Raw genomic sequence first — 21033 nt, 5'->3', positions numbered from 1 at the left:
GCGGCTTCGTCCGGTCAGGGGTTGATCCGCCCCACGTCGTGAACTAGAGGCACCGCCGGACCGCCTGGCAGCCGTCCCACAGCCGGTCGAAGTAGCTCGCCTGCGTGTCCAGCTTCGCCGCGTCGGGCGGGGCGGGGATCCGGACGTCCGCCTCGGTGATCGCGACGTCCACGCCGAGCTTCGTCAGGCGGTCGAGGTTGGCCCGGTACTCGGCCGGGAAGCCGTACCGGTTCGACAGGTGCGCCTGGACGCCGACGCCGCCGATCGGCACGCCAGACGAGTGCGTGACCTCAGGCGGTCCTGTGGCGTGCTCGCGTCCCACTTCATCTCGTTCTCGGGGGTCACGTTGTCGAATTCCCGGGTGAGCACAGCCCGGTAATCAGTTTCGTCCATCAGGTACGCCGCCGCCACCGCACTGCCGACACGCCGCAAAACGCGCGACGACCGCCACCGTCAGCGGAGCGCGTTTAATAGGAATACTTCGCAGCATCTCTTTCCTCCGTTTTCCGAAAGTTTCGACGAGTGTCAATTCGGGTTTCGATGTCCTAGAATCTCCTTCATGACAACGAAGTCCGAGGACCTCGAGCCCGTGGCGTCCCGGGTGACCATCGCCCGGATCGCCGCCGAGACCGGGGTTTCCGTCCCGACTGTTTCGAAGGTGCTCAACGGTCGTCCCGACGTCGCCGAAAGCACCCGCGCGCGGGTGGAAGCGGTCATCGGGAAATACGGATACCGCCGCCGGGGCGACGAGCGCTCCCGCCGTTCCCGGCTGCTGGAACTGATGTTCCACGAACTCGAAAGCACGTGGGCACTGGAAATCATCCGCGGGGTCGAGTTCGTCGCCCGCGAAAACGGAATGGCGGTCGTGCTGGCCGAATCGTCGGGCCGGCACACGCCGGGGCAGAGCTGGCTGGAGAGCGTGCTCGCCCGGCGGCCCGTCGGCATCGTGTCGGTGTGCTCCGACTTCACCGGCGGGCAGCTGGCGAAGCTGCGCGCCCGCGACATCCCGCTGGTGGTGGTGGACCCGGCCGGCGCGCCCGGCCCGGAGACGCCCTCGATCGGGGCCACCAACTGGCAGGGCGGGCTGACGGCCACGCGGCACCTGGTGGAGCTGGGCCACCGCCGGATCGCGATGATCGGCGGCCCGGACGGCGTGCTGTGCAGCCGCGCCCGCATCGACGGCTACCGCACGGCGCTGGAGACGGCCGGCCTGGCGTTCGACCCGGCCCTGGTCCGCCGCGGCGACTTCCACACCCGGTCGGGCTATCGCGAGCTGGCGTCATTGCTGACCCTCCCCGACCGGCCGACGGCGGTGTTCGCGGGCAGCGACCTGCAAGCCCTGGGGGTGTACGAGGCCGCGCGCGACGCGGGGCTGCGCATCCCGGACGACCTGAGCGTGGTCGGGTTCGACGACCTCCCGATCGCCCGCTGGCTGACCCCGGAGCTGACCACGATCCGCCAGCCCCTCCAGGAGATGGCGGCGGCGGGTGCCCGGCTGGCGATCTCGCTGGCGAGGGGGACGCACCCGGAGAGCCACCGGCTGGAGCTGGCGACGAGCCTGGTGGTGCGGCACAGCACGGCGGCCCCGGCGATCGAGGTGGTTCCGGCGGGCCGGGGATAACCGGCCGGAGCCGGCGACGAGCCCGGTGGTCCGGCACCGGCACCGGCACCGGCACCCGAGATCGTTCCGGCGGGCTGGGGACAACCGGCCGCCGTCGGGCTTCCGGGCGCCGGAACTGTCGGTACCCACCGGTAGAGTGGAAGACGGGGGGCGCCCCCGCGGGCGGTCGCCTCGATTCCGCGGCAGCCCCTCATCCCGGCCACCGCAGGCTCTCCGGCGGCCCCAGATAGCTCGGCCGCACCCCGCCGGTGTCGACGACCAGCTTCTGCACCACTACCGCCGGGTCGACCATCCAGAACTTCAGCACGTGCGGGCCCGCCGCGCTCACCTCGTGCCGCGTCGAGGTCAGGTTCACGTTGTCCGAAGTGGTCCGCTCCCACTGGCGGTTCATGGTCATGTCGTCCGCGCCCGTGGCCTTCGTGATGTTCACGACCTGCGGCGACGCGTCATCGAAGGACACCGCGTACCTCAGCCCGTCCCCCGGCAGGACGTTGCTGCGCGGCGAAAGGTACGCCCAGACCGTCACCGGACCGGCCGTGAACAGCGTCATCCGGTACTCCAGGCGCGGTCCGGCGCCCGCCACGTGGCTCGGGGACGTCACCGGGAACGGCGTCATGCCGAGGTCCGGGATGCGCCGCCAGGTCACGCCCGCCGCGCCGATGTTCGCGGTGCACCGCGAGGCCTCCATCGACACGTATCCCCCGGCTTCGGCGAACCCGCGCCGCCACGACGGCGGCACGACCGGGTTGCGCACCACCGCGTCCACCACCACCGAAGCCCCCGCGCCCGAGACCGTCACCGGCACGGTCGTCACGCCTCGGGGCGCCCGGCTCCAGTCGATTCGCACCGTCACGCGCAGCTCCTCCTCCACCCGGCCGCCGCGCGGCTCGGCCACGACCCAGGGCACACCAGCGGAAACCGTGCAGCGGAACGCCGTCCGGCCGCGGTTGAAGACGTCGATGTACTGCGGTGGCGCCGTCTGGAACGGGCTGAACTCCGGCAGCACCGGACGCCCCGCGGCGCCCGGCCACGCCTCCGCCGAGCCGTCCACGGCGACACCGAGCGAAGCCGCCGATGGCACCGAGAGCCGTTTCACCGCCGGGAAGATCACGTCCGGCAGCGCCACGTTGTCTTTCTCCGGCTGCTGCCACGGCGCGTTCGGCCCGTACCGCTCGACGTCGCCGTAGTCGATGTGCGGCTGGGTCTGGAACCCCCGCCACTTGCCGCCCGCGATGCCGGTGTTGTACTTCTCCGCCAGCGCCAGGTCGTCGGCGAACCGGGCCTCCGTGACGGCGGCGAGCCCGTTCGCCGAAGCACGGCCCTGGGCCGCGTAGAGCAGGTTCGTGAACTCGGCCCGTCGCAGCGCGTACAGGTTCGCCGTCGCCGTCACCTCGTAGAGCACCAGTTCGTAGTAGGCGTCACGCCAGGCGGACGGCAGGCGCGCCGAGATCCGTGACGCTCTCGCCGACAACGCCTGCCACTCGGCCGTGACCCGGTCCAGCTCGCCGTAGTCGACCAGGCTGAAGGGCGACGCCTGGTCGTCGTAGACGATCGTGCCGTCCGGCTGGAGCGTGATCAGCCGGTTCAGCAGCTCCGGCTTCCGGCGCGACTGCAGCCGTCCGTAGTCGTGGAGCACCGAAGCGATGTCGGACGCCAGTGCGGAGCCGAAGTTCTCGGCCGCGAAGCCCCGCTCCCAAGTGGACAGCCGCGAAGCGGGCAGCGCCGAGGGATCCCACGCGAAGTCGAGGAAGAACTGCAGCGGCAGCTCGTTGCCCTTCAGGTCGCCGACGTTGGCCACCCACAGCCGGTCGTTCCCGTACGAAACAGCCTGGTTGAGCTGCTCCCACGTGTTCGCGATCAGCGCGGTGTCGACCCACTTGTAGTTGCGTCCGCCGCCGACGTAGTCGAAGTGGTAGTACAGCCCGTACCCGCCCGGGTGCGGCGGCAGCGAAAGGTCCGGGTGCTTGCGGATGTTGCCCCAGTTGTCGTCGGTGAACACCACGATGACGTCGTCGGGCGGGCGCAGGCCCTGCGCCCAGTACCGCTGCACCTCCTTGTAGAGCGTCCACACCTGCGGGACGTCCGTGCTCAGCTCACGGGCCAGGATCTCCCGTTCCGCGGCGATGATCTCCCGCATCAGCTCGATGCCGTCACCGTCGGGCAGGCTGACGTCGCCGTTACCGCGCATCCCGAGCGTGACCACGCCCTCGAAGCCTTCCCGGGCCATCCGGCGGATGCCGTCGGTCCAGTACGCCTTGATCGCCTCGCCGTTGCGGCGGAAGCTCCACTCCCCCGTGCCGCCATACGGGTCGTGCCCCGGGGACGCGTGCCGGTTCCACTCCTCGATCCCGCGCATCATCGGCGCCTCGTGCGACGTGCCCATGACGACGCCGTACTCCTGGGCGGTGGCGTGGTTGAGCGGGTCGTCCTCGGCGAACGCGCGGCCCCACACCGCCGGCCACAGGTAGTTGGCGCGCAGCCGCAGCATCGTCTCGAAGACCTTGGCGAAGAACTTGTGGTTGAACCCGCCGGGATAACCTGGGGCGAGGCCCGGCCCGAAGAACGCCGGCGCCCACGTCCCGAGCGCCGGGTTCTCGTCGTTGACGAAGAACCCGCGGTACTTCACGTGCGGTGTCCCCAGGCTGAACCGCTCGCCCGGAAGGTGCAGCTCCGAAGCCCGGGCCGGCGGGACGTCGGCCCACCAGTACCATGGCGAAACACCGATCCGCCGCGAAACCTCGTAGACGCCGTAGACGACGCCCCGCTGGTCGCTGCCGGTGAGCACCAGCCGTCCGTCGACGACCTGGCTCAGCGACGTCTCCCACTTCCCGGCGATGTCGCGGACGTCCAGGCGGCCGGCGTCGACCAGCGAGTCGACCGACGGGCTGTGCCCCAGCGTGCCGACCAGCACCACCGGCCCGTGCGCGGGGACGGCGTCCGCCACAACCGGCCGGATCCCGGTGACCCGCTCGACGTCGGCGGCCAGGTCGGCGGCCACCCGCCGGACGCCCGGCCGGTCACCGGGGTCGACCACGATCGTCGCGGCCTTCCCCCGCGACACCAGCGGGAACCCCGTCCCGGCTTCGGCGAGCCCGGGCGCGGCGACCGACCCCGCCCCGGCCACGGCGAGCAACTGCAGGAAGGCACGACGGTGGACCTCGGACGGCACGGCAGACCTCCTGAGTCAGCCCTTCACGGATCCGGTCAGCCCGCCGACGATGCGCCGTTCGGCGAGCACGAAGAACGCGAGCGCGGGGATCATCGACAACGCCGTGAACGCGAGCACCCGGGCGGTGTCCTGGGAGTACTGGGACTGGAACGTCGCGACGCCGAGCGGGAGCGTGAAGTGCGCGGTGTCGTTGAACACCAGCAGCGGCAGCAGGTAGGCGTTCCAGCTGGTCACGAAGGCGAGCACGCCGACCGTGGTGAGCGCCGGCGCCGAGAGCGGCAGCAGGATGCGCCAGAAGAACCCGAGCCGGCTCGCGCCGTCGAGCACGGCGGCGTCCTCCAGCTCGCCCGGGATGGCGTGCATGAACGGGCGCAGGATCACGATCGTCACCGGCAGCGAGAACGCCGCCTCGGGGATCGCCACGCCCCAGAAGCTTTCGAGCATGCCCAGCTGGCGCAGCCACAGGTACAGCGGCAGCGTCGCCACCGTCAGCGGGAACAGCAGGCCGAGCGTGAACAACGTGTAGAGCGCTTCACGGCCCTTGAACTGGTACCGCGAGAGCGCGAACCCGGCCATCGAGCCCAGGCCGACGGCGACGGCGGTCGCGATCACCGCGATCAGCGCGCTGTTGCCGAGGAACGTCCAGAACGCGCCCGACCCGAGCACCGAGGCGTAGTTCTCGGTGACCCACGGCCCGGGCAACCCCGCCGGGTCGGAGTTGATCTGCGCGTTGCTGCGGAACCCGCCGAGCACCACGAACAGCAGCGGCACGACGGTCACGCCGACCACGACGATCGCCGCGAGGTACCCCATCGACAGCCCGAACCGGCGCGAGCGCATCAGCCCACCATCCTCGTCAGGGCGCCCTGGGTGTCGCGGCGCAGCGCGAACCGCTGGTACAGCAAGGCGAACACGAAGCAGATGACGAAGAGGATCACCGCGACGGCGGAGCCGAACCCGAACTCGTACCGCTTGAAGCCGTGGTCGACCAGGTAGGTCGCCATCGTCGTCGACGCGTTCGCCGGGCCGCCCAGCGTCATGATCCACACGATGTCGAACAGCTGGAGCGAGCCGATCACCGACAGGAAGACCCAGATCCGGATGGTCGGCCCGAGCAGCGGCAGCACGACGTGGCGGGTGGTCTGCCACGCCGACGCGCCGTCCAGCGCCGCGGCTTCGCGCAGCTCGGCGGGCACGCCCTGCAGGCCGGCCAGCAGCAGGATGATGCCGAAGCCGATGAACTTCCAGGTGATCACCGCGAAGAGCGTGTAGAGCACGATGCCCGGGTCGGCCAGCCACTGCCGGACCAGGCCGCCGAGCCCGGCGCCTTGGAGCACCTGGTCGGCGAACCCGTTCGGCTGCAGCATGAGCACCCAGATCACCGCGGTGATCGCCTCGGACAGGACGTACGGCGCGAACACCAGCGCGCGCAGCACCGCGCGGCCCCGGAGCTTGCGGTTGAGCAGCATCGCGAGCCCGATCGACAGCGGCAGCTGCACCACGATCGACAGCCCGGCGATGATCAGGTTGTGCCCGATCGCGCCTTGGAACACGTCGCCGGCGAAGGCGTCGGCGTAGTTGTCGAAGCCGACGAAGTCCTCGAGCGGGCCGAACCCGTTCCACTGAAAGAGACTGTAGAACCCGGCGATCCCGATCGGCACCAGGACGAACCCGGCGAACAGCAGCAGCGCCGGGCCGAGCAGCAACGCCAGCTCGAGCCGCTTGCGCAGGCTCGAGCGCCGCTTCCGGACCGGCGCCGCCGGTGCGGGCGGTCGCGCCGCCCGCACCGGACTGGTCGTCGTGGTCACTTGTTGCCCGCCGCGGCCTGGTTGACGGCGGCCACGATGCCTTCGGGGGTGCCCTGACCGGCGAACATGTTCGCCACCGCGTCGTTCAGCGCCGCGCCGACCGCGGTCGGGAACGCCTTGTCGAAGTACATCTGCAGGTACGGCGCCTTGATCCCGTAGTCGTAGACCTGCTTGAGCGTGTCGGTCTTCAGCGACTTCGCGGCGACCGCGTTGACGGGCAGGCCGGCTCCCTGCGCGGCGATCTGCGTCTGGATGGGCTCGGTGTTGAGGTAGGACAGGAAGTCCGCGCACGCCTTCGACGCACGGCTGGTGCAGGCGAACCCGTCACCTCCGCCGAGCACCGCGGCCGGGTCGCCCTGCCCGCCGGCGACCGATGGGAACGGGAACCAGCCGATCTTCGAGTCCAGGTCCTTGTCCTCGGACAGCGACGACATGGTGCCGGGCTCCCAGTCGCCCTGCAGCTCCATCGCCGCCTTGCCGTTGGCGACCAGACCCGCGGAGCTGCCCGCGCCCTGCTGGGCGGGGGTGCCGGCGAACCCGGTCTGGAACGGTTGCGTGGCCAGGAAGTTCTTGAGGTCCTGCCCGGCCTTCGTCCAGCACGGGTCGGTCAGCTTGACCGCGTTCACCGACTGCTTGAGCACGTCGGCGGAGCACTCGCGGACGGCGAAGTAGTTGTAGTAGAACGCGTCCGGCCAGCGGTCCTTGCCGCCGACGGCGACCGGGGCGATGTTCTTGGCCTTCAGCTGGGTGACGGCGGTGTCGAGCTCGTCCATGGTCTTCGGCGGCGCGGTGATCCCGGCCTGCTGGAAGAGGTCTTTGCGGTACCAGAAGCCGACGAAGTGCTGTTCGAACGGCACGCCGTACTGCTTGCCGTCGACCTGCCAGTTCTCGGCGAACTTCCCGGCCGAGGAGATCCACGGCTTCGTCGCGTCGGTGATGTCGGCGACCTTGCCCGAGGTGACCTGCGACTTCAGCTCGCCGGCGCCCCAGGACTGGTAGACATCCGGCGGCTCGGCCCCCTGCAGGGCGAGCGGGACCTTCGTGGTGAAGTCCTCGTTCTGCAGCGGCTGCGCCTTGATCGTGACGTCGGGGTGCGCCTGGTGGTAGTCCGCGACGACCTTCTCCCAGATCGACTTCAGCGGGTCGGTGGTGCCGTTGTGCCACCAGGTGAGGGTGACCGGCCCGCTCGGCTGCGCGGGTGCTTCGCTCCCCCCGCTGCACGCCGAGAGCGCGAGCGGCACGATCGCCGCCAGCGCGGCGAGAACGGGGATTCTGCGCTTCGCAAACATCGTGGGTCCACTCCTGACGACTTCGGCCGAGTAGGACGGGGCGTCACAGCGCCCGGGTTGGCGAAGAGTTTGCTCCCGGGCAAATCGGATGTCAATCGTTGTCGATAACGTTTTCCATGGTTAGTCTGAGCCGATGCAGCCCAGTTCGAGGGTGACCATCCGTGACGTCGCGGCCCGTGCCGGCGTCTCGGTGGCCACGGTGTCCAAAGTGATCAACGAGCGCTACGGCGTCTCCGCCGCGACGCTCGCGAAGGTCCGCGCGGTGATCGAGGAGCTCGGCTACGAGGCGAGTCTCGTGGCGCAGAGCCTGCGCAACCACCGGACCAACGTGATCGGGATCCTGGTCGCCGACCTCGAACCGTTCTCCACGGAGCTGCTCAAGGGCGCGGCGGACGCCATCCGCGGCAGCGGCTTCGAGCTGGTCGTCTACTCCGCGGGCGGGCGGACCGGCGACCCGACGGGCTGGGAAAAGCGTTACCTGTCACGGCTTTCGGGCACCTTGGTCGACGGCGCCGTGCTGGTCACGCCGGCCGTCTCGCTGGAAGCCGTGCCCGGGACGCCGGTCGTCGCGGTCGACCCGCACACCGGGCCGTCCCACCTGCCGACCATCGACTCCGACAACCTGCGCGGCGCGCAGCTGGCCACCGAGCACCTGCTGGAGCTGGGGCACCGGCGGATCGGGTTCCTCTCCGGCCGGCCCGACCTCGAATCGGCGTCGCTGCGCAAGACCGGCTACCTGCGGGCGCTGGAAGCCGCGGGCGTGCCGGCCGACGAAGACCTGATCCGGATCGGCGCCTACGACCCGGAGATCTCCGCGGCCTCGGCCCACGACCTGCTCACCGGCCCGGACCGGCCGACCGCGGTCTTCGCCGCGAACGACATCTCGGCCATCGCGACCGTCGGCGCGGCGCGCGAGCTGGGTCTTTCGGTGCCCGACGACCTTTCCGTGGTGGGCTTCGACAACGTGCCCGAGTCGGCGCTCTGCAGCCCGCCGCTGACCACCGTCGACCAGCCGATCCGCGAGATGGGCCACCGCGCGATCAGCATGCTCATCGCCCTGATCAACGGCGACGCCGTCGAGCGCACCCACGTCACCCTCGAGACCGGCCTGGTGGTGCGGCACTCGACCCGCGCCCTCTCCTGATCCCTCCTGTGACATCCGGGGCTTCGCCCCGGGCCGGGGGCTCCGCCACCCGGAACCCCCGAAAGCCTCTCTTGACGAAGGGCGGAAAGCCTTGACCACGCAGCCTGCGACGGCTCCCGAGCCGTGGCGCGACCCGGCGGCCGACCCGGCCGAGCGCGTCCGCGCCCTGATGGCCAGGATGACCCTCCGCGAGAAGATCGCCCAGCTCTACGGCGTCTGGGTCGGCATCGACTCCGGCGGGGAGATGGCGCCGCACCAGCACGACTTCGTGGACGCCTCGATCGATCTCGACGATCTGGCCCGCTACGGCATCGGGCAGCTGACCCGCGCCTTCGGCACCCGCCCGGTCGACCCGGTGATCGGCGCGCGCAGCCTCGCCCGCACCCAGCGGCAGATCGTCGCGAACAGCCGGTACGGGATTCCCGCCGTGGTGCACGAAGAATGCCTGACCGGGCTGGCCGCGTGGCAGGCGACGATCTACCCCGCGCCGCTGTCCTGGGGTGCGACGTTCGACCCGGACCTCGTCCGCCGGATGGCCGCGCGGATCGGCGAAACGATGCGCGGGCTGGGGGTGCACCAGGGGCTCGCGCCGGTGCTGGACGTCGCGCGCGACCTGCGCTGGGGCCGCGTCGAGGAGACGATCGGCGAGGACCCGTACCTGGTCGGCACGATCGGCAGCGCCTACGTCGCCGGTCTCGAATCGGCCGGCGTCGTCGCGACGCTGAAGCACTTCGTCGGATACTCCGCTTCACGCGCCGGCCGCAACCTCGCGCCGGTTTCCGCGGGGCCACGCGAAATCGCCGACGTCCTGCTGCCGCCGTTCGAGCAGGCGCTGCGCGCGGGCGCCCGCTCGGTGATGAACACCTACACCGACATCGACGGCGTGCCCGGCGCCGCCGACCCTTCGTTGCTGACCGAGCTGCTGCGGGACACCTACGGCTTCACCGGCACCGTGGTGTCCGACTACTTCTCCGTGGCGTTCCTGCACCGGCTGCACGGCGTCGCGGCCGACCGCGCCGACGCCGCCGGGCAGGCGCTGACCGCGGGCATCGACGTCGAACTGCCGACCATGGACTGCTACGGCGAGCCGCTGCTCGCCGCGGTGGAAGGGGGCGCGGTCGACGCCGCCGTCGTCGACCGCGCCCTCGAGCGGGTGCTGCGGCAGAAGTGCGAGCTGGGGCTGCTCGACGCGGACTGGGCGCCGGACGTCCCCGAGGAGATCAACCTCGACGACGACGCTTCGCGTTCGCTGGCGCGCGAAGTGGCCGAGGAGTCGATCGTGCTGCTGCACAACGACGGGACGCTGCCGCTCTCCCCCGACGGCCGGCTCGCTGTGGTCGGCCCCCGCGCCGACGCCCCCGGCGCGATGCTCGGCTGCTACTCGTTCCCGCTGCACGTCGGTGTCCACCACCCCGACGTCCCGTTCGGCGTCTCGGTGCCGACCGTGCTGGAAGCGCTGCGCTCGTCCCACGACGTCGTGTACGCGCTGGGCTGCCCGGTGACCGGCGGGGACGACGACGGGATCGCGGAAGCGGTGGCGGCGTGTTCTTCCGCTGCGGTCTGCGTGGCCGTGCTGGGCGACCGGGCCGGGCTGTTCGGCGGCGGGACGTCCGGCGAAGGCTGCGACGCGGCGGACCTGCGGCTGCCCGGCCGGCAGGAGGAGCTGCTGGAAGCGTTGCTGGCCACCGGCACCCCGGTGGTCGTCGTCCTGCTTTCCGGACGGCCGTACGAGCTCTCGCGGCAGATCTCCCGGCTGGCCGCGGTGGTCTGCGGCTTCTACGCCGGTGAGGAGGGCGCCGCGGCCCTGGCCGGTGTCCTCGAAGGACGGATCAACCCTTCGGGCCGGCTGCCGGTGAGCTTCCCGGCGGCCGGCGCGAGCCAGCCGTCGACCTACCTCGCGGCGCCGCTGGGCCGGCGCAGCGAGGTGAGCACGGTCGACCCGTCCGCGCTGTTCCCGTTCGGCCACGGGCTCTCCTACGCGCCGGCGACCTGGCTGGACGTCAGCGCGACGGGCTCGGTGTGGCCGACGGACGGGGTGTGCCGCGTGCGCGTGACCCTGCGCAACGACCACTCGCGGGAGACCACGGAAGTGGTCCAGGTGTACCTGCACGACCCGGTCGCCGAGGTCGCGCGGCCCGAACGTCAGCTGGTCGCGGCCCGCCGGGTCACCCTGGCCGCCGGGGCGACTTCCGTGCTGGAGATCGGTTTGCACGCCGACCTGACGTCGTACACGGGCCGCGCGGGCCGGCGCCAGGTCGATCCCGGCGACGTCGAGCTGCGGGTGGGGACGTCGAGCGAGCAGATCGTGACGACGCTGCACTGCACGCTGACCGGCCCGCGCCGTCTCGTCGGCTTCGACCGGGTGCTCTCCCCGGAGTTCTCCGGATGAGACGGCCACTGCTGATCCTGCTCCTGGCCGTCCTGACGGCGCTGTTCGTGGGCGCGTCGGGCCGCCCGCCGTCGTTGCGCTGGGTCGCGACCTGGACGTCGATGCCGCAGCTGACCGAGCCGTCGAACCTGCCGCCGGCGCCGTTCACGGGTGTCGACCGGGTCTTCGAAAACGCTTCCTTGCGCCAGACCGCGCACGTGACGGCGGGCGGGCCGCGGATCCGCCTGCGCTCCCGGTGACGGCGGCGGTGATCGGCGACTCCCTCTCGGACGGCCGCGGTTCGACGACCAACGGCAACGACCAACGGCCGCACGGGTGCCGACGGCCGTCGTGAACGAGGCGGCGGGTGGCAACCGGGTGCTGCAGGACGGCCTGGGCCCGAACGTCCTGGCCCTCCTGGATCGTGACCTGCTCGCCCAGAGCGGAGTCTCGCGGGCGATCGTGTTCGAGGGCGTGAACGACCTCGGCACCGCGGCCCCGGCGGCGGCAGCCCGGACGGCGTCGGACCTGATCGACGCGTACGACCAGATCCTGGTCCGCGCCCACGCGGCCGGAATCCAGGTCTACGGCGCGACGCTCACACCGTTCGGCGGCAACGAAGGCTACGACGCACCCGAGCGCGAGGCGGCCCGGACGTCGGTGAACGCATGGATCCGCGGCGGCGGCCACTTCGACGCGGTGCTGGACTTCGACCGGGTGGTCCGTGATCCGCGGCGCCTTCGCGGCTGCTGCCGGCGTACGACGTGGGTGATCATCTCCACCTCAACCCGGCCGGGTACCGGGCGCTGGGTTCGAGCGTGCCGGCCCGGCTGTTCGAGGAACGCTGACATAGCACTGTGGACTGGCCGGGCGAGGGACAACTCCGGGACAACAACGGGCCACCGCGGTAGCTGATCGCTGATCGCGACCTGACGCACAGTGAGCGCGTTATCCGTTGGGACACAAGCAAGTCTCGATGCGGGGGCCGCTGATCGAAAGCCGGGCGATGCCCCTATCATTTCGCCCGTCTGCTCGTCCCCCCACCCGAAGTCGTCGCTCCCGGAAAGGGAAAACATGTCCGACGTCATCAACAGCATCTTCGGCCGCCCCAAGAACGAAACCGCCGGTTCCGGCGGGTACGGCTACAGCTCCCCCGAACCGGTCGCCACCGAGACCGCTGTCGTCGAGCCCGCCACCGAGGAAACGGAATCCGCTCCCGAGACGGCTTCGGCGAAGGAAATCGTCGAGACCGGCGCGGCCGACGGTGACCTGACCGAAGAGGCCGAGGACAGCGCCGAGGCGGTCGAGACCGAGGACGAAGACACCGCCGAGGTTGACGAGGACGACGAGGACTCGGCCGAGGCGGACGAGGACGCCGTCGAGGAAGAGGACGAGGACACCGCCGAAGAAGCCGAGGAGACCGAGCCGGCCGTGGCCGAGGAAGCGGTCGCCGAGCCGGAGGCCGCGGAATCCCGCCAGGCGGCCGGAACCCGCGGCAGCACGACGGTCGCGGACGGCGTCGTGACCAAGATCGTCACGAAGGTCACGGCGAAGGCCGAAGGCGTCCACGCCCTCGACGAGTCCGGCATCCTGGTCGACATCCTGGACGACGTCGCCACGATCACCGTCGCGGTGGTCCTCGATTTCGGGCGCTCGGTCAAGACGGTGGCGGAGCAGATCCGCATCAAGGTGATCGAGGCGGTCGAACAGTACCTGGGCCTCGAGGTCGCCTTGGTGGACGTCCACATCACCGACATCCACTTCCCCGACGCCGACTGACGTTTCCCCGCGGCTCCGGTTTCTGTCCGAAGCCGGAGCCGCGGGACGGCTCAATGCCGTACGACGTAACGCAAGTGGAGCACTCCCTCGTCGGTGAGCTGCCGCACCAGCTCCAGCTCGCGCCGGTCCAGTCCGGTCTCGCCGAACAACTGGCGCCCGGCGCCGAGCAGGACCGGGACGAGGTGGATCTCCAGCTCGTCCAGCAGGTCCGCCGCCAGCAAAGCCTGAGCCGCGCCGGCGCCGTGGACCATCACCGCGCGCTCGCCCGCCGCGGACCGTGCCTCCTCGACACACGCCACGACGTCCGTGAAGAACCGCGCGCTGCCCGGCGGGACGTCCGCCGGATCCACTTCATGTGTCAGCACGTGGATCGGGACACCGTCGTGGTGGTCGCCACCCCACCGCCCGGCCAGCTCGAAGGTCCGGCGCCCCGAGATGAGCGCTCCCGTGGCCATCGCCTCGGCGAAGATCTGCCCGCTGGCGCCGTCACCGTGGCGGTGGTCCAGCCAGTCGAAGAGCCGGCCACCGCCGGCCCCGAGCTCCTGACCGGGGCGGTCGTCCGGGCCCGCCACAAAACCGTCGAGCGACATCGTCATGTACAGCCGGACCGGACCGGTCATGGTGGGGCCTCCCTGGGCTCGCCGTCACGGAAGCGTCGGACGGGCCCTGGCAGGATCGACAGGACGGCGAAGATTCGACGGAGCCGAGATGATCGGCGGATTTCCGGACGCTCGCGGCAAAGCCGCCTACGAGCCGCGTTACAGCACCGCCGGTGCTCGGCGGAACCACTTCACCGAAGTCCGGGAGCAACGCGGATGAAGCACATCGAAGTCGAGGTCGTCGATGGTGCCGGGCACGGGATGGACCTGCTCACTCCCGGCACCGTCGACGACCGGATCCTGCGTGACGCGCTCAGGGAGTGATGACGACCTTCAGCGCCGAGTTCGCCGCCGCGTTGGCGAACACCTCGTATGCCTCGTCCATCTGAGCGAACGTGAACCGGTGGGTTCCCATGCGCTCGGCCGGGATGCGGCCCGAGGACACCATCTTCAGCAGCGTCGGGATCGACACCGTGTCGACCAGGCCCATCGTGAGCGTCAGGTTCTGGATCCACATCTCCTGCATCGGCAGCTCGACCGGCACCCCGTGCACGCCGATGTTCGCGATGCGGCCGCCCGGGCGGACCAGCGATGCCGCCGTCCGGAGGGTCTCCGGGTAGCCCACCGCCTCGATCGAGACGTCCACGCCGAGGCCGTCGGTCAGGGCCTGGACGTCGGACAGGACGCCGGGGCCGGCTTCGAACGCGTCCGTCGCGCCGAACTCCAGGGCCTTCTCCAGGCGGAACTTGTTGGAGTCGACCGCGATCACCTTCGACGCGCCCCACAGGCCCGTGGTCAGGATCGCCGCCAGGCCGACCGCGCCCGCGCCGACCACCGCCACCGTGTCGCCCGGGCGGACGCGGCCGGCCAGGACTCCCACCTCGTAGCCCGTCGGCAGCGAGTCGGCCAGGAAGATCGCCTGCTCGTTCGTGACGTCGTCGGGCACCGCGTACAGCGACGTGTCCGCGTAGGGCACGCGCACCAGCTCGGCCTGCGTGCCGTCGATGAGGTGGCCGAAGATCCAGCCGATCCCGCCGACCGTCCGGCAGTGGGACGGCATCCCGCGGCCGCAGTACTCACAACGCCCGCACTGGGTGATGGCCGGGACGAGCACCCGGTCGCCGACCGCGAAGGCGCGGACCGCGTCACCCACCGCCGTCACCGTGCCGACCGCTTCGTGGCCGAGGATCCGGCCGTCGGTGACCGCGGCGACGTCGCCCTGCAGGATGTGGAGGTCGGTGCCGCAGATCGTCGTGGTGTCGACGCGCACCACGACGTCGGTGGGCTCACCGACGGTGGCGTCCGGGACGTCTTCCCAGGCCTTCGCGCCCGGACCGTGGTAGACCAGCGCCTTCATCGTCGCCTCCGGCGTACCGCCCGGCATCGGCGTCCGGGCACGGCCGCCCACCGACGGTAGGACCGCCACCGCCGTCCGGCTGTCGCAATTCGAGACAGCGGCTCAGGTGTTGCGGGCCATGAAGGTCTTCGCGTCGCCCGCCGAAGGGTCGACGAACACGATGTCGTCCGGGCGGCGGCGGGGCACGTCGATCGCCAGCACCACCAGCGGCTCGGAGGCCACCACCGGGAAGCCGTGGACCTTCCGCCGTTCGAAGCACAGGAACATCCCCGGCCGCGCCTCGAGCTCCTCGCCGTCGAGGTGGAACGTGCCGCCGCCGCTGAGGATGTACAGGTGCTCGTCGCACTCCTCGTGGTAGTGCAGCGGAACCTCGCGGTAGATCCGGAAGATCCGCGCGCTCGCCGACGGCTTGTCGACGAAGTACTTGTCCACCAGCATCGTCGTCGCGGTGGCGGGCAGGGCCGCGGCTTCGGCGTGGACGTCGAACACGCTCTGGCTGTTGTCGCTTTCCATGAATCGCAACCTACCGCCGGTACAGCGGCAGCAGGACCTCGTCGACGATCGCCTCGACCTCCGCCGCCGGCACGGCGCCGGACTCGATGTGCTCGACGACGACCAGGCGCGGCCCGACCGCGGCCGACCGCGCGGTGACCGCCGAAGGCCGCGCCTCCCCGCGCGAGACGGCTTCCGCGAGCACCGCCACGATCAGCTCCTGACGCGGGCGCAGCACCAGCGCCCGGATGCGCTCGAACAGCTCCGGGTGCCGGTCCCGCTGCGTGATCAGCGGCCGCAGCGCCCGGCCGTGCGGCTCGTCGAGCACCCGGGCCAGCCCGCCGAGCAGCACCACGAGGTCACCGCGCAGCGAGCCCGTGCGTGGCGGCGGAGTTTGTTCGAACCCGGCGACCGGGTCGGTGAGCGCCGCGAGCACGAGGTCCGCCGGCGCCGACCAGCGCCGGTAGAGCGCGGCCTTCCCGGTGCCGGCGCGGGCGGCGATCTTCTCGAAGCTCAGCTCTTCGAACGACGTCGAAGCCAGCTCGGCCAGCGTCGTCTCGTAGATCGCCCGCACAAGCGAGTCACCCCGCCGCCGCGTCGCCGTCATCGTCCGCTCCTTCCGCTATAGTGAACAGTATCGTTCCTTAACGTGGGAGTGTCCATGACCAAGACCGCCATCACCGGTGTCCGGGTGTTCGACGGCGCCGGGCTCACCGAGCCGCGGACCGTCGTGATCGACGGTGCCGTTCTCGGCACCGATCCCGACGGCGCACGGACGGTCGACGGCGAAGGGCACGTCCTGCTGCCGGGGCTCGTCGACGCCCACATCCACCTCGACAGCCGGGACAACCTGGAGCAGCTGACCCGGCACGGCGTCACGACCGCGCTCGACATGGCCACGGCGGACATCGAGCTCCTCACGTCCCTGCGGAACCAGCCCGGGCTCACCGACATCCGCAGCGCCGGGCTGCCCGCGATCGGCCCGGGTGGGCCCCACGCTCGCGTGCTCGGCTTGCCCGCCGAGGCCATCGTCACCGATCCCGCCCAAGCCGCGGAGTTCGTCGCGGCGCGGGTGGCCGCCGGATCCGACTACCTCAAAATCGTCCTGGAAGCGCCGGGAAACGGCGGCCCTGAGCTGCCCGCCGCCCGGGCGCTGGTCGAGGCCGCGCACGAAGCCGGGCTGCGGGTGGTCGCGCACGCCGCTTCGGCCGGGGCGTACACGATGGCTTTGGACGCAGGCGCCGACATCCTGACCCACGCGCCGCTCGGCGCTCCCGTCGCGGCCGACGATGTCGAACGAGCGGTCGCCGCAGAGCCGGTGGTCGTCCCGACCCTGGTCATGATGCAGGGCCTGGCGTCCGGGTTCGGCTCACCGGAGGCGTACAACGGCGCACAGCTGTCCGTGGGCGAGCTGTACCGCGCGGGTGTGCCGATCCTCGCGGGCACGGACTCCCACACCCAGCCCGGCCTGCCTTCCCAGGTGGCGCACGGCGAAAGCCTGCACACCGAGCTGACCCTGCTCGTCGAGGCGGGCTTGTCCACAGTGGACGCGCTGCGGGCGGCCACCGAACTGCCGGCGCGACACTTCGGCCTGACCGACCGGGGCCGGATCGAGCCGGGGCTGCGCGCCGACCTGGTCCTCGTCGAAGGCGACCCGGTCGCGGACATCCACGCCACCCGCGCGATCACCCGCGTCTGGTGCGCGGGCGTCGAGCACTAGGCCGGGCCCAGCAACGCCAAGGAGGCCCGGACCGCCACCTCGGTGACGTCGCCGGCGCGACCGCCGTCCTCGACCGTCGTGGCGATCAGCTCGCGCAGGCCGCCCAGCAGCATGATCGCCAGCTGCCGGGACGGCGGGCTGATCCCCGCCGCGCGCAGCTCGGGTGTGTCGGTCAGCCGGTGCGTCATCGCGATGAACCCCTCCATCGCGTCGCGCTGCAGTTCGCGGGCCGGGGCGCCGAGGGCCGGGACGTCGCGGATCCAGCTCAGCGTGATCGCCGGTTCGGACTCCGCGCAGGCGATCCACGCCTCGATCGCCTGCCGCACCTGGTCGGCCCACGGGGCCTGCGGGTCCACGGCTTCGGAGATCTGGCGGATCATCTCGCGGTTGGCGTCGGCCAGCAGCGCGACGAGGCATTCTTCCTTGCCGGCGAAGTGTTCGTAGAAGGTCCGGCGGGACGTGCGGGCCTGGCGCACGATGTCGGCGACCGTCGTGTCGCGGAAGCCATCCGCGGTGATGGCCGCGGCGAGGCCGTCGAGCAGCCGCTGCCGGAACCCGCCGGCCACGGGAGCCGTTGTCGTCACCGTCGCCACGCTATACCCCTCCTCTTGAAATCGAATGGTACACCGGCGTACCGTACCGACGGTACGTTCGCGTACCACCTTTCCGGGAGGGTCGATGACGACCATGACGAGGCCGGTGGCGCTGCCGCCGGGCCCCACCGCACCGCGCGCAGTCCAGGGCGCCTACGCGCTGACGTTCCCGCTGCGCGGCATGCGCCGCCTGCGGGCGCGCTACGGCGACGCGTTCACGGTGAACGTGCCGATCTTCGGCAACGCCGTCGTGATCAGCGGCCCCGCCGAGATCAAGCAGCTGTTCACGTCCGGGCCGGACCTCGTCGACAACCTCGAGGTCAACCTCGGGCGGGTGCTCGGCCCGCGGTCGATGTTCGCCCTGTCCGGCGACGAGCACAAACGGCAGCGCAAGCTGCTGGTGCCGCCGTTCCACGGCCGCCGGCTCGCCGCGTACGAAAAGATCGTCGAGGAAGAAACCGTCCGGGAACTGGAAACCTGGCCCGAAGGCCGCGCGTTCGCGACGCTGCCGTCGATGATGCGGATCACCCTCAACGCCATCCTCCGGGCGGTGTTCGGCGCCGAAGGGGCCGAGTTCGCCGAACTGCGCGAACTGCTCCCGCCGTTCGTCACCCTCGGCTCGCGGCTGGCGGTCGCGCCGATCCCGAAGAAGGGCCGGTTCAACCCCTGGCGCCGCTTCGAGGCGATGCGCCGCGAGTACGACACGATCGTCGACCGGCTGATCGCGAAGGCGCGCCCGGACGGCGACGACGTCCTCTCGATGATGCTGCAGACCCGCTACGACGACGGGTCCGGGCTGAGCCGCGACGAGATCGCCGACCAGCTGCTCACCCTGCTCACCGCCGGGCACGAGACCACGGCGACCACGCTGGCCTGGGCCGTCGAACGCCTCCGCCGTCACCCCGCGCTCCTGAAGGAGCTGGAAGAGGCGACGGACGGGAAGCTCCTCGAGGCGACGATCCTCGAGGTCCAGCGCGCCCGCCCGGTCATCGACCTCACCGCCCGGCAGGTCAAGCAGGACGGCTTCCAGCTCGGCCGGTGGACCCTGCCGAAGGGCTACAACGTGCTGGTCAGCATCGCGCTGATCCACGACGACGACGCGGTCTTCCCGCACGCGGCCACCTTCGACCCGCACCGCTTCGCAGGCGCGCGCCCGGACCTCTACCAGTGGATCCCGTTCGGCGGCGGCACCCGCCGGTGCCTCGGGGCCGCGTTCGCGACCATGGAGATGTCCGTCGTCCTGCGCACCCTGCTGCGGGACTTCACGCTCGTTCCGACGGCGGAGCCGGACGAACGCTGGCACTCTCGGGGCGTCGCGTACGCCCCGGCCAAGGGCGGCCGCGCGGTCGTGCGCCGCCGGAGCACCGGAGGAGATTCGTGACCGAACAGATCGCCGACGCCGGCCGGGGGATTTCCCTGGCCTGCGAACGGATCGGGGACGCCGGCGCCGAGCCGGTCGTGCTCGTCGCCGGGCTGGGCCAGCAGCTGCACAGCTGGCCGGACGCGTTCTGCGCCCGGCTCGCCGAACGCGGCTTCGAGGTGATCCGGTTCGACAACCGCGACGCGGGCCGCTCGACGCACCCGCGGTTCCGGCCGGCGAGCCTGCCCGCGATGCTGGCCGGCCGCTTCCCGCCGGAGCAGTACGACCTGACCGACCTGGCCGCCGACACCGTCGGGTTGCTCGACGCCCTGGACATCGAGACCGCCCACATCGCCGGCGTGTCGATGGGCGGCATGATCTCCCAGACGGTCGCGGCCCTGCACGCCGAGCGCGTCCGGACCCTGACGTCGATCATGTCGACGACCGGCTCCCGGCTGATCGGCCGCCCGGCGTTCTCGACGTTGCGGCTGATGGGCGCGAAGCCGCCGAAGTCACGCGAAGAGGCGATCGAAAGCGCCGTGACGATGTTCCGGCACATCGGCTCGCACGGCTTCCCCTTCGACGAGCCGTGGGTCCGCGAGACGGCCGGGACGGGCTGGGACCGCGACCCGACGGCGGGCGGCGTGGGCCGTCAGCTCGGCGCGATCCTCAAGTCCGGCAACCGGACGGCGTGGCTGAAGCGGATCACCGCGCCCACGCTGGTGATCCACGGCGACCGTGACCGGATGGTCCACCCGACCGGCGGCGCCGCCACCGCCCGCGCGATTCGCGGCGCCCGCCTCGAAACCGTCCCCGGCATGGGTCACGACCTGCCGGAAGGCGCGTGGCCGACCGTCCTCGACCTCATCGACAAGCACGTGAGGAGCAGCGATGTCACGGCCCCGTAGCATTACCGGCCGCCCGGTGGTCATCACCGGCGCCGCGTCCGGCATCGGCCGGGCGCTGGCCGCGCGGCTCTCGCGGCTCGGCTCGCCGGTCGCCCTCGCCGACGTCGACGAGGACGGGCTCAAGGCCACCGCCGCGGCCCTGCACGGCAAGGTGCTCACCCGCGTGCTCGACGTCCGTGACGCCGCCGACCAGCTCCGGTTCGCCGAAGAGGTGCGCGAGTGGCTCCCGGCGCCGCTGGCCGCGGTGTTCAACAACGCCGGGGTCGCGGTGACCTCGACCGTGCTCGACGCCGTGCCCGAGGACGACGACTGGCTGCACGACATCAACTTCCACGGCGTGGTGCACGGGACGCGGGCGTTCCTGCCGATCCTCGTCGAGCAGGGCGAAGGCGCGATCGTGAACACCTCCAGCGTCTACGGCCTGCTCGGGGTGGCCCACCAGAGCGCCTACTGCGCGGCGAAGTTCGCCGTCCGCGGGTTCACCGAGTCGCTGCGCCAGGAGCTGCGCGGCTCGGCGGTCCGCGCGATCACCGTGCACCCGGGCGGCATCACGACCAACATCGCGCGCAACGCCCGGATGCGGCAGGACCCCGAAGGACTGGGCCGCACGAAGGAGCAGATGGCCGCGCAGTTCGAGGCCGTCACGATGACGTCGCCGGACAAGGCGGCGGAGGTCATCCACACCGGCGTCGACCGCGGGAAGGCCCGCATCCTCGTCGGCCCCGACGCCCGGCTCTTCGACGCGCTCGCGCGTGTCACCCCCACCCACTACAACGCCGTGCTCTCGCTCCTGCTGAAGCGCCTGCGGCGAACGGAGGCCGCCTGA

General features: G+C 71.3%; 20 protein-coding genes. 10 read left to right on the top strand and 10 right to left on the bottom strand.

All coding sequences use genetic code 11. From position 1 onward, the window contains the following. Window positions 1-43: 43 nt before the first annotated feature. A complete protein-coding gene (locus ACZ61C_RS08735; RefSeq protein ID WP_465304455.1) occupies window positions 44-322 on the bottom strand; it encodes an endo-1,4-beta-xylanase in 279 nt (92 codons plus the stop codon). 237 nt (window positions 323-559) lie between these two features. Between ACZ61C_RS08735 and ACZ61C_RS08730 the strand changes: the two genes are divergently transcribed. Next, on the top strand, window positions 560-1621 hold the full coding sequence (locus tag ACZ61C_RS08730) for a LacI family DNA-binding transcriptional regulator (RefSeq protein ID WP_465304453.1): 1062 nt from the start codon (window positions 560-562) through the stop codon (window positions 1619-1621). 190 nt (window positions 1622-1811) lie between these two features. Here the strand turns inward: ACZ61C_RS08730 and ACZ61C_RS08725 are convergent, their stop codons facing one another. The 4 genes from ACZ61C_RS08725 to ACZ61C_RS08710 are packed head-to-tail and all read right to left on the bottom strand — an operon-like array spanning window position 1812 to window position 7887. Next, window positions 1812-4790: a glycosyl hydrolase 115 family protein gene (locus ACZ61C_RS08725; protein ID WP_465304451.1), complete on the bottom strand. Its 2979-nt coding sequence runs from the start codon at window positions 4788-4790 to the stop codon at window positions 1812-1814. A 15-nt stretch (window positions 4791-4805) separates the two neighbouring features. Continuing rightward, window positions 4806-5630 carry a carbohydrate ABC transporter permease gene (locus ACZ61C_RS08720; RefSeq protein ID WP_465304449.1) on the bottom strand — a complete coding sequence of 275 codons (825 nt, stop codon included), beginning with the start codon at window positions 5628-5630 and terminating at the stop codon, window positions 4806-4808. Continuing rightward, complete coding sequence (locus ACZ61C_RS08715; protein WP_465304447.1) at window positions 5630-6598, bottom strand: carbohydrate ABC transporter permease; 969 nt, start codon at window positions 6596-6598, stop codon at window positions 5630-5632. Before ACZ61C_RS08715 ends, ACZ61C_RS08720 begins: the two co-directional genes overlap by 1 nt. Beyond that, a complete protein-coding gene (locus ACZ61C_RS08710) occupies window positions 6595-7887 on the bottom strand; it encodes an ABC transporter substrate-binding protein (protein ID WP_465304445.1) in 1293 nt (430 codons plus the stop codon). Before ACZ61C_RS08710 ends, ACZ61C_RS08715 begins: the two co-directional genes overlap by 4 nt. A 151-nt stretch (window positions 7888-8038) precedes the next feature. Here ACZ61C_RS08710 and ACZ61C_RS08705 point away from each other — a divergent pair, with 151 nt between their 5' ends. From ACZ61C_RS08705 to ACZ61C_RS08685, 5 genes are all read left to right on the top strand, one after another. Continuing rightward, entirely contained in the window at window positions 8039-9031 is a 993-nt protein-coding gene (locus ACZ61C_RS08705) for a LacI family DNA-binding transcriptional regulator (RefSeq protein WP_465304443.1), read from the top strand. A gap of 91 nt (window positions 9032-9122) precedes the next feature. Next, window positions 9123-11420 (top strand): beta-xylosidase/alpha-l-arabinosidase, encoded by a 2298-nt coding sequence (locus ACZ61C_RS08700; protein ID WP_465304441.1) that lies wholly within the window; start codon window positions 9123-9125, stop codon window positions 11418-11420. After that, window positions 11417-11659 (top strand): hypothetical protein, encoded by a 243-nt coding sequence (locus ACZ61C_RS08695; RefSeq protein ID WP_465304439.1) that lies wholly within the window; start codon window positions 11417-11419, stop codon window positions 11657-11659. Before ACZ61C_RS08700 ends, ACZ61C_RS08695 begins: the two co-directional genes overlap by 4 nt. 76 nt (window positions 11660-11735) lie before the next feature. Further along, window positions 11736-12314, top strand: a complete 579-nt coding sequence (locus tag ACZ61C_RS08690) for a GDSL-type esterase/lipase family protein (RefSeq protein WP_465304437.1) — start codon at window positions 11736-11738, stop codon at window positions 12312-12314. Window positions 12315-12473: 159 nt separating this feature from the next. After that, entirely contained in the window at window positions 12474-13178 is a 705-nt protein-coding gene (locus tag ACZ61C_RS08685) for an Asp23/Gls24 family envelope stress response protein (RefSeq protein WP_465304435.1), read from the top strand. Window positions 13179-13228: 50 nt separating this feature from the next. On the opposite strand, the gene ACZ61C_RS08680 is transcribed toward ACZ61C_RS08685, so the two are convergent. The 4 genes from ACZ61C_RS08680 to ACZ61C_RS08665 all read right to left on the bottom strand — a co-directional run bounded on the left by ACZ61C_RS08680 (window position 13229) and on the right by ACZ61C_RS08665 (window position 16233). Then, the gene (locus ACZ61C_RS08680; protein ID WP_465304433.1) at window positions 13229-13798 is read right to left on the bottom strand and encodes a dihydrofolate reductase family protein; all 570 of its coding nucleotides are present in this window, start codon (window positions 13796-13798) and stop codon (window positions 13229-13231) included. Between the two features lie 292 nt (window positions 13799-14090). Then, window positions 14091-15134, bottom strand: coding sequence for an alcohol dehydrogenase catalytic domain-containing protein (locus ACZ61C_RS08675; RefSeq protein ID WP_465304431.1), 1044 nt, complete (start codon window positions 15132-15134; stop codon window positions 14091-14093). A gap of 102 nt (window positions 15135-15236) precedes the next feature. Next, entirely contained in the window at window positions 15237-15647 is a 411-nt protein-coding gene (locus ACZ61C_RS08670; protein ID WP_465304429.1) for a cupin domain-containing protein, read from the bottom strand. Window positions 15648-15657: 10 nt separating this feature from the next. After that, window positions 15658-16233, bottom strand: coding sequence for a TetR/AcrR family transcriptional regulator (locus ACZ61C_RS08665; RefSeq protein ID WP_465304427.1), 576 nt, complete (start codon window positions 16231-16233; stop codon window positions 15658-15660). Between the two features lie 54 nt (window positions 16234-16287). On the opposite strand from ACZ61C_RS08665, the gene ACZ61C_RS08660 reads away from it, so the two are divergent. Beyond that, complete coding sequence (locus tag ACZ61C_RS08660; protein WP_465304425.1) at window positions 16288-17346, top strand: amidohydrolase family protein; 1059 nt, start codon at window positions 16288-16290, stop codon at window positions 17344-17346. Here the strand turns inward: ACZ61C_RS08660 and ACZ61C_RS08655 are convergent. Continuing rightward, the gene (locus ACZ61C_RS08655; RefSeq protein WP_465304423.1) at window positions 17343-17930 is read right to left on the bottom strand and encodes a TetR/AcrR family transcriptional regulator; all 588 of its coding nucleotides are present in this window, start codon (window positions 17928-17930) and stop codon (window positions 17343-17345) included. The two genes, ACZ61C_RS08660 and ACZ61C_RS08655, sit on opposite strands and share 4 nt — an antisense overlap. A gap of 94 nt (window positions 17931-18024) precedes the next feature. On the opposite strand from ACZ61C_RS08655, the gene ACZ61C_RS08650 reads away from it, so the two are divergent. The 3 genes from ACZ61C_RS08650 to ACZ61C_RS08640 are packed head-to-tail and all read left to right on the top strand — an operon-like array spanning window position 18025 to window position 21033. After that, on the top strand, window positions 18025-19320 hold the full coding sequence (locus ACZ61C_RS08650; RefSeq protein WP_465304421.1) for a cytochrome P450: 1296 nt from the start codon (window positions 18025-18027) through the stop codon (window positions 19318-19320). Next, window positions 19317-20207 carry an alpha/beta fold hydrolase gene (locus ACZ61C_RS08645; protein WP_465304419.1) on the top strand — a complete coding sequence of 297 codons (891 nt, stop codon included), beginning with the start codon at window positions 19317-19319 and terminating at the stop codon, window positions 20205-20207. Before ACZ61C_RS08650 ends, ACZ61C_RS08645 begins: the two co-directional genes overlap by 4 nt. Beyond that, a complete protein-coding gene (locus tag ACZ61C_RS08640) occupies window positions 20191-21033 on the top strand; it encodes an SDR family NAD(P)-dependent oxidoreductase (protein ID WP_465304417.1) in 843 nt (280 codons plus the stop codon). Before ACZ61C_RS08645 ends, ACZ61C_RS08640 begins: the two co-directional genes overlap by 17 nt.

Source organism: Amycolatopsis sp. NPDC104587, from assembly GCF_055583645.1.
The sequence above is the reverse complement of the archived record's forward strand: the minus strand, read 5'-3'. Positions and strand labels throughout refer to the sequence as shown.

What these genes read in the sequence shown, in the direction of transcription:
- ACZ61C_RS08730 (WP_465304453.1), top strand. Translation starts at nt 560, where the DNA reads ATGACAACGAAGTCCGAGGACCTCGAGCCCGTGGCGTCCCGGGTGACC.
- ACZ61C_RS08720 (WP_465304449.1), bottom strand. Translation starts at nt 5,630, where the DNA reads ATGCGCTCGCGCCGGTTCGGGCTGTCGATGGGGTACCTCGCGGCGATC.
- ACZ61C_RS08710 (WP_465304445.1), bottom strand. Translation starts at nt 7,887, where the DNA reads ATGTTTGCGAAGCGCAGAATCCCCGTTCTCGCCGCGCTGGCGGCGATC.
- ACZ61C_RS08695 (WP_465304439.1), top strand. Translation starts at nt 11,417, where the DNA reads ATGAGACGGCCACTGCTGATCCTGCTCCTGGCCGTCCTGACGGCGCTG.
- ACZ61C_RS08685 (WP_465304435.1), top strand. Translation starts at nt 12,474, where the DNA reads ATGTCCGACGTCATCAACAGCATCTTCGGCCGCCCCAAGAACGAAACC.
- ACZ61C_RS08680 (WP_465304433.1), bottom strand. Translation starts at nt 13,798, where the DNA reads ATGACCGGTCCGGTCCGGCTGTACATGACGATGTCGCTCGACGGTTTT.
- ACZ61C_RS08675 (WP_465304431.1), bottom strand. Translation starts at nt 15,134, where the DNA reads ATGAAGGCGCTGGTCTACCACGGTCCGGGCGCGAAGGCCTGGGAAGAC.
- ACZ61C_RS08670 (WP_465304429.1), bottom strand. Translation starts at nt 15,647, where the DNA reads ATGGAAAGCGACAACAGCCAGAGCGTGTTCGACGTCCACGCCGAAGCC.
- ACZ61C_RS08665 (WP_465304427.1), bottom strand. Translation starts at nt 16,233, where the DNA reads ATGACGGCGACGCGGCGGCGGGGTGACTCGCTTGTGCGGGCGATCTAC.
- ACZ61C_RS08660 (WP_465304425.1), top strand. Translation starts at nt 16,288, where the DNA reads ATGACCAAGACCGCCATCACCGGTGTCCGGGTGTTCGACGGCGCCGGG.
- ACZ61C_RS08650 (WP_465304421.1), top strand. Translation starts at nt 18,025, where the DNA reads ATGACGACCATGACGAGGCCGGTGGCGCTGCCGCCGGGCCCCACCGCA.
- ACZ61C_RS08640 (WP_465304417.1), top strand. Translation starts at nt 20,191, where the DNA reads ATGTCACGGCCCCGTAGCATTACCGGCCGCCCGGTGGTCATCACCGGC.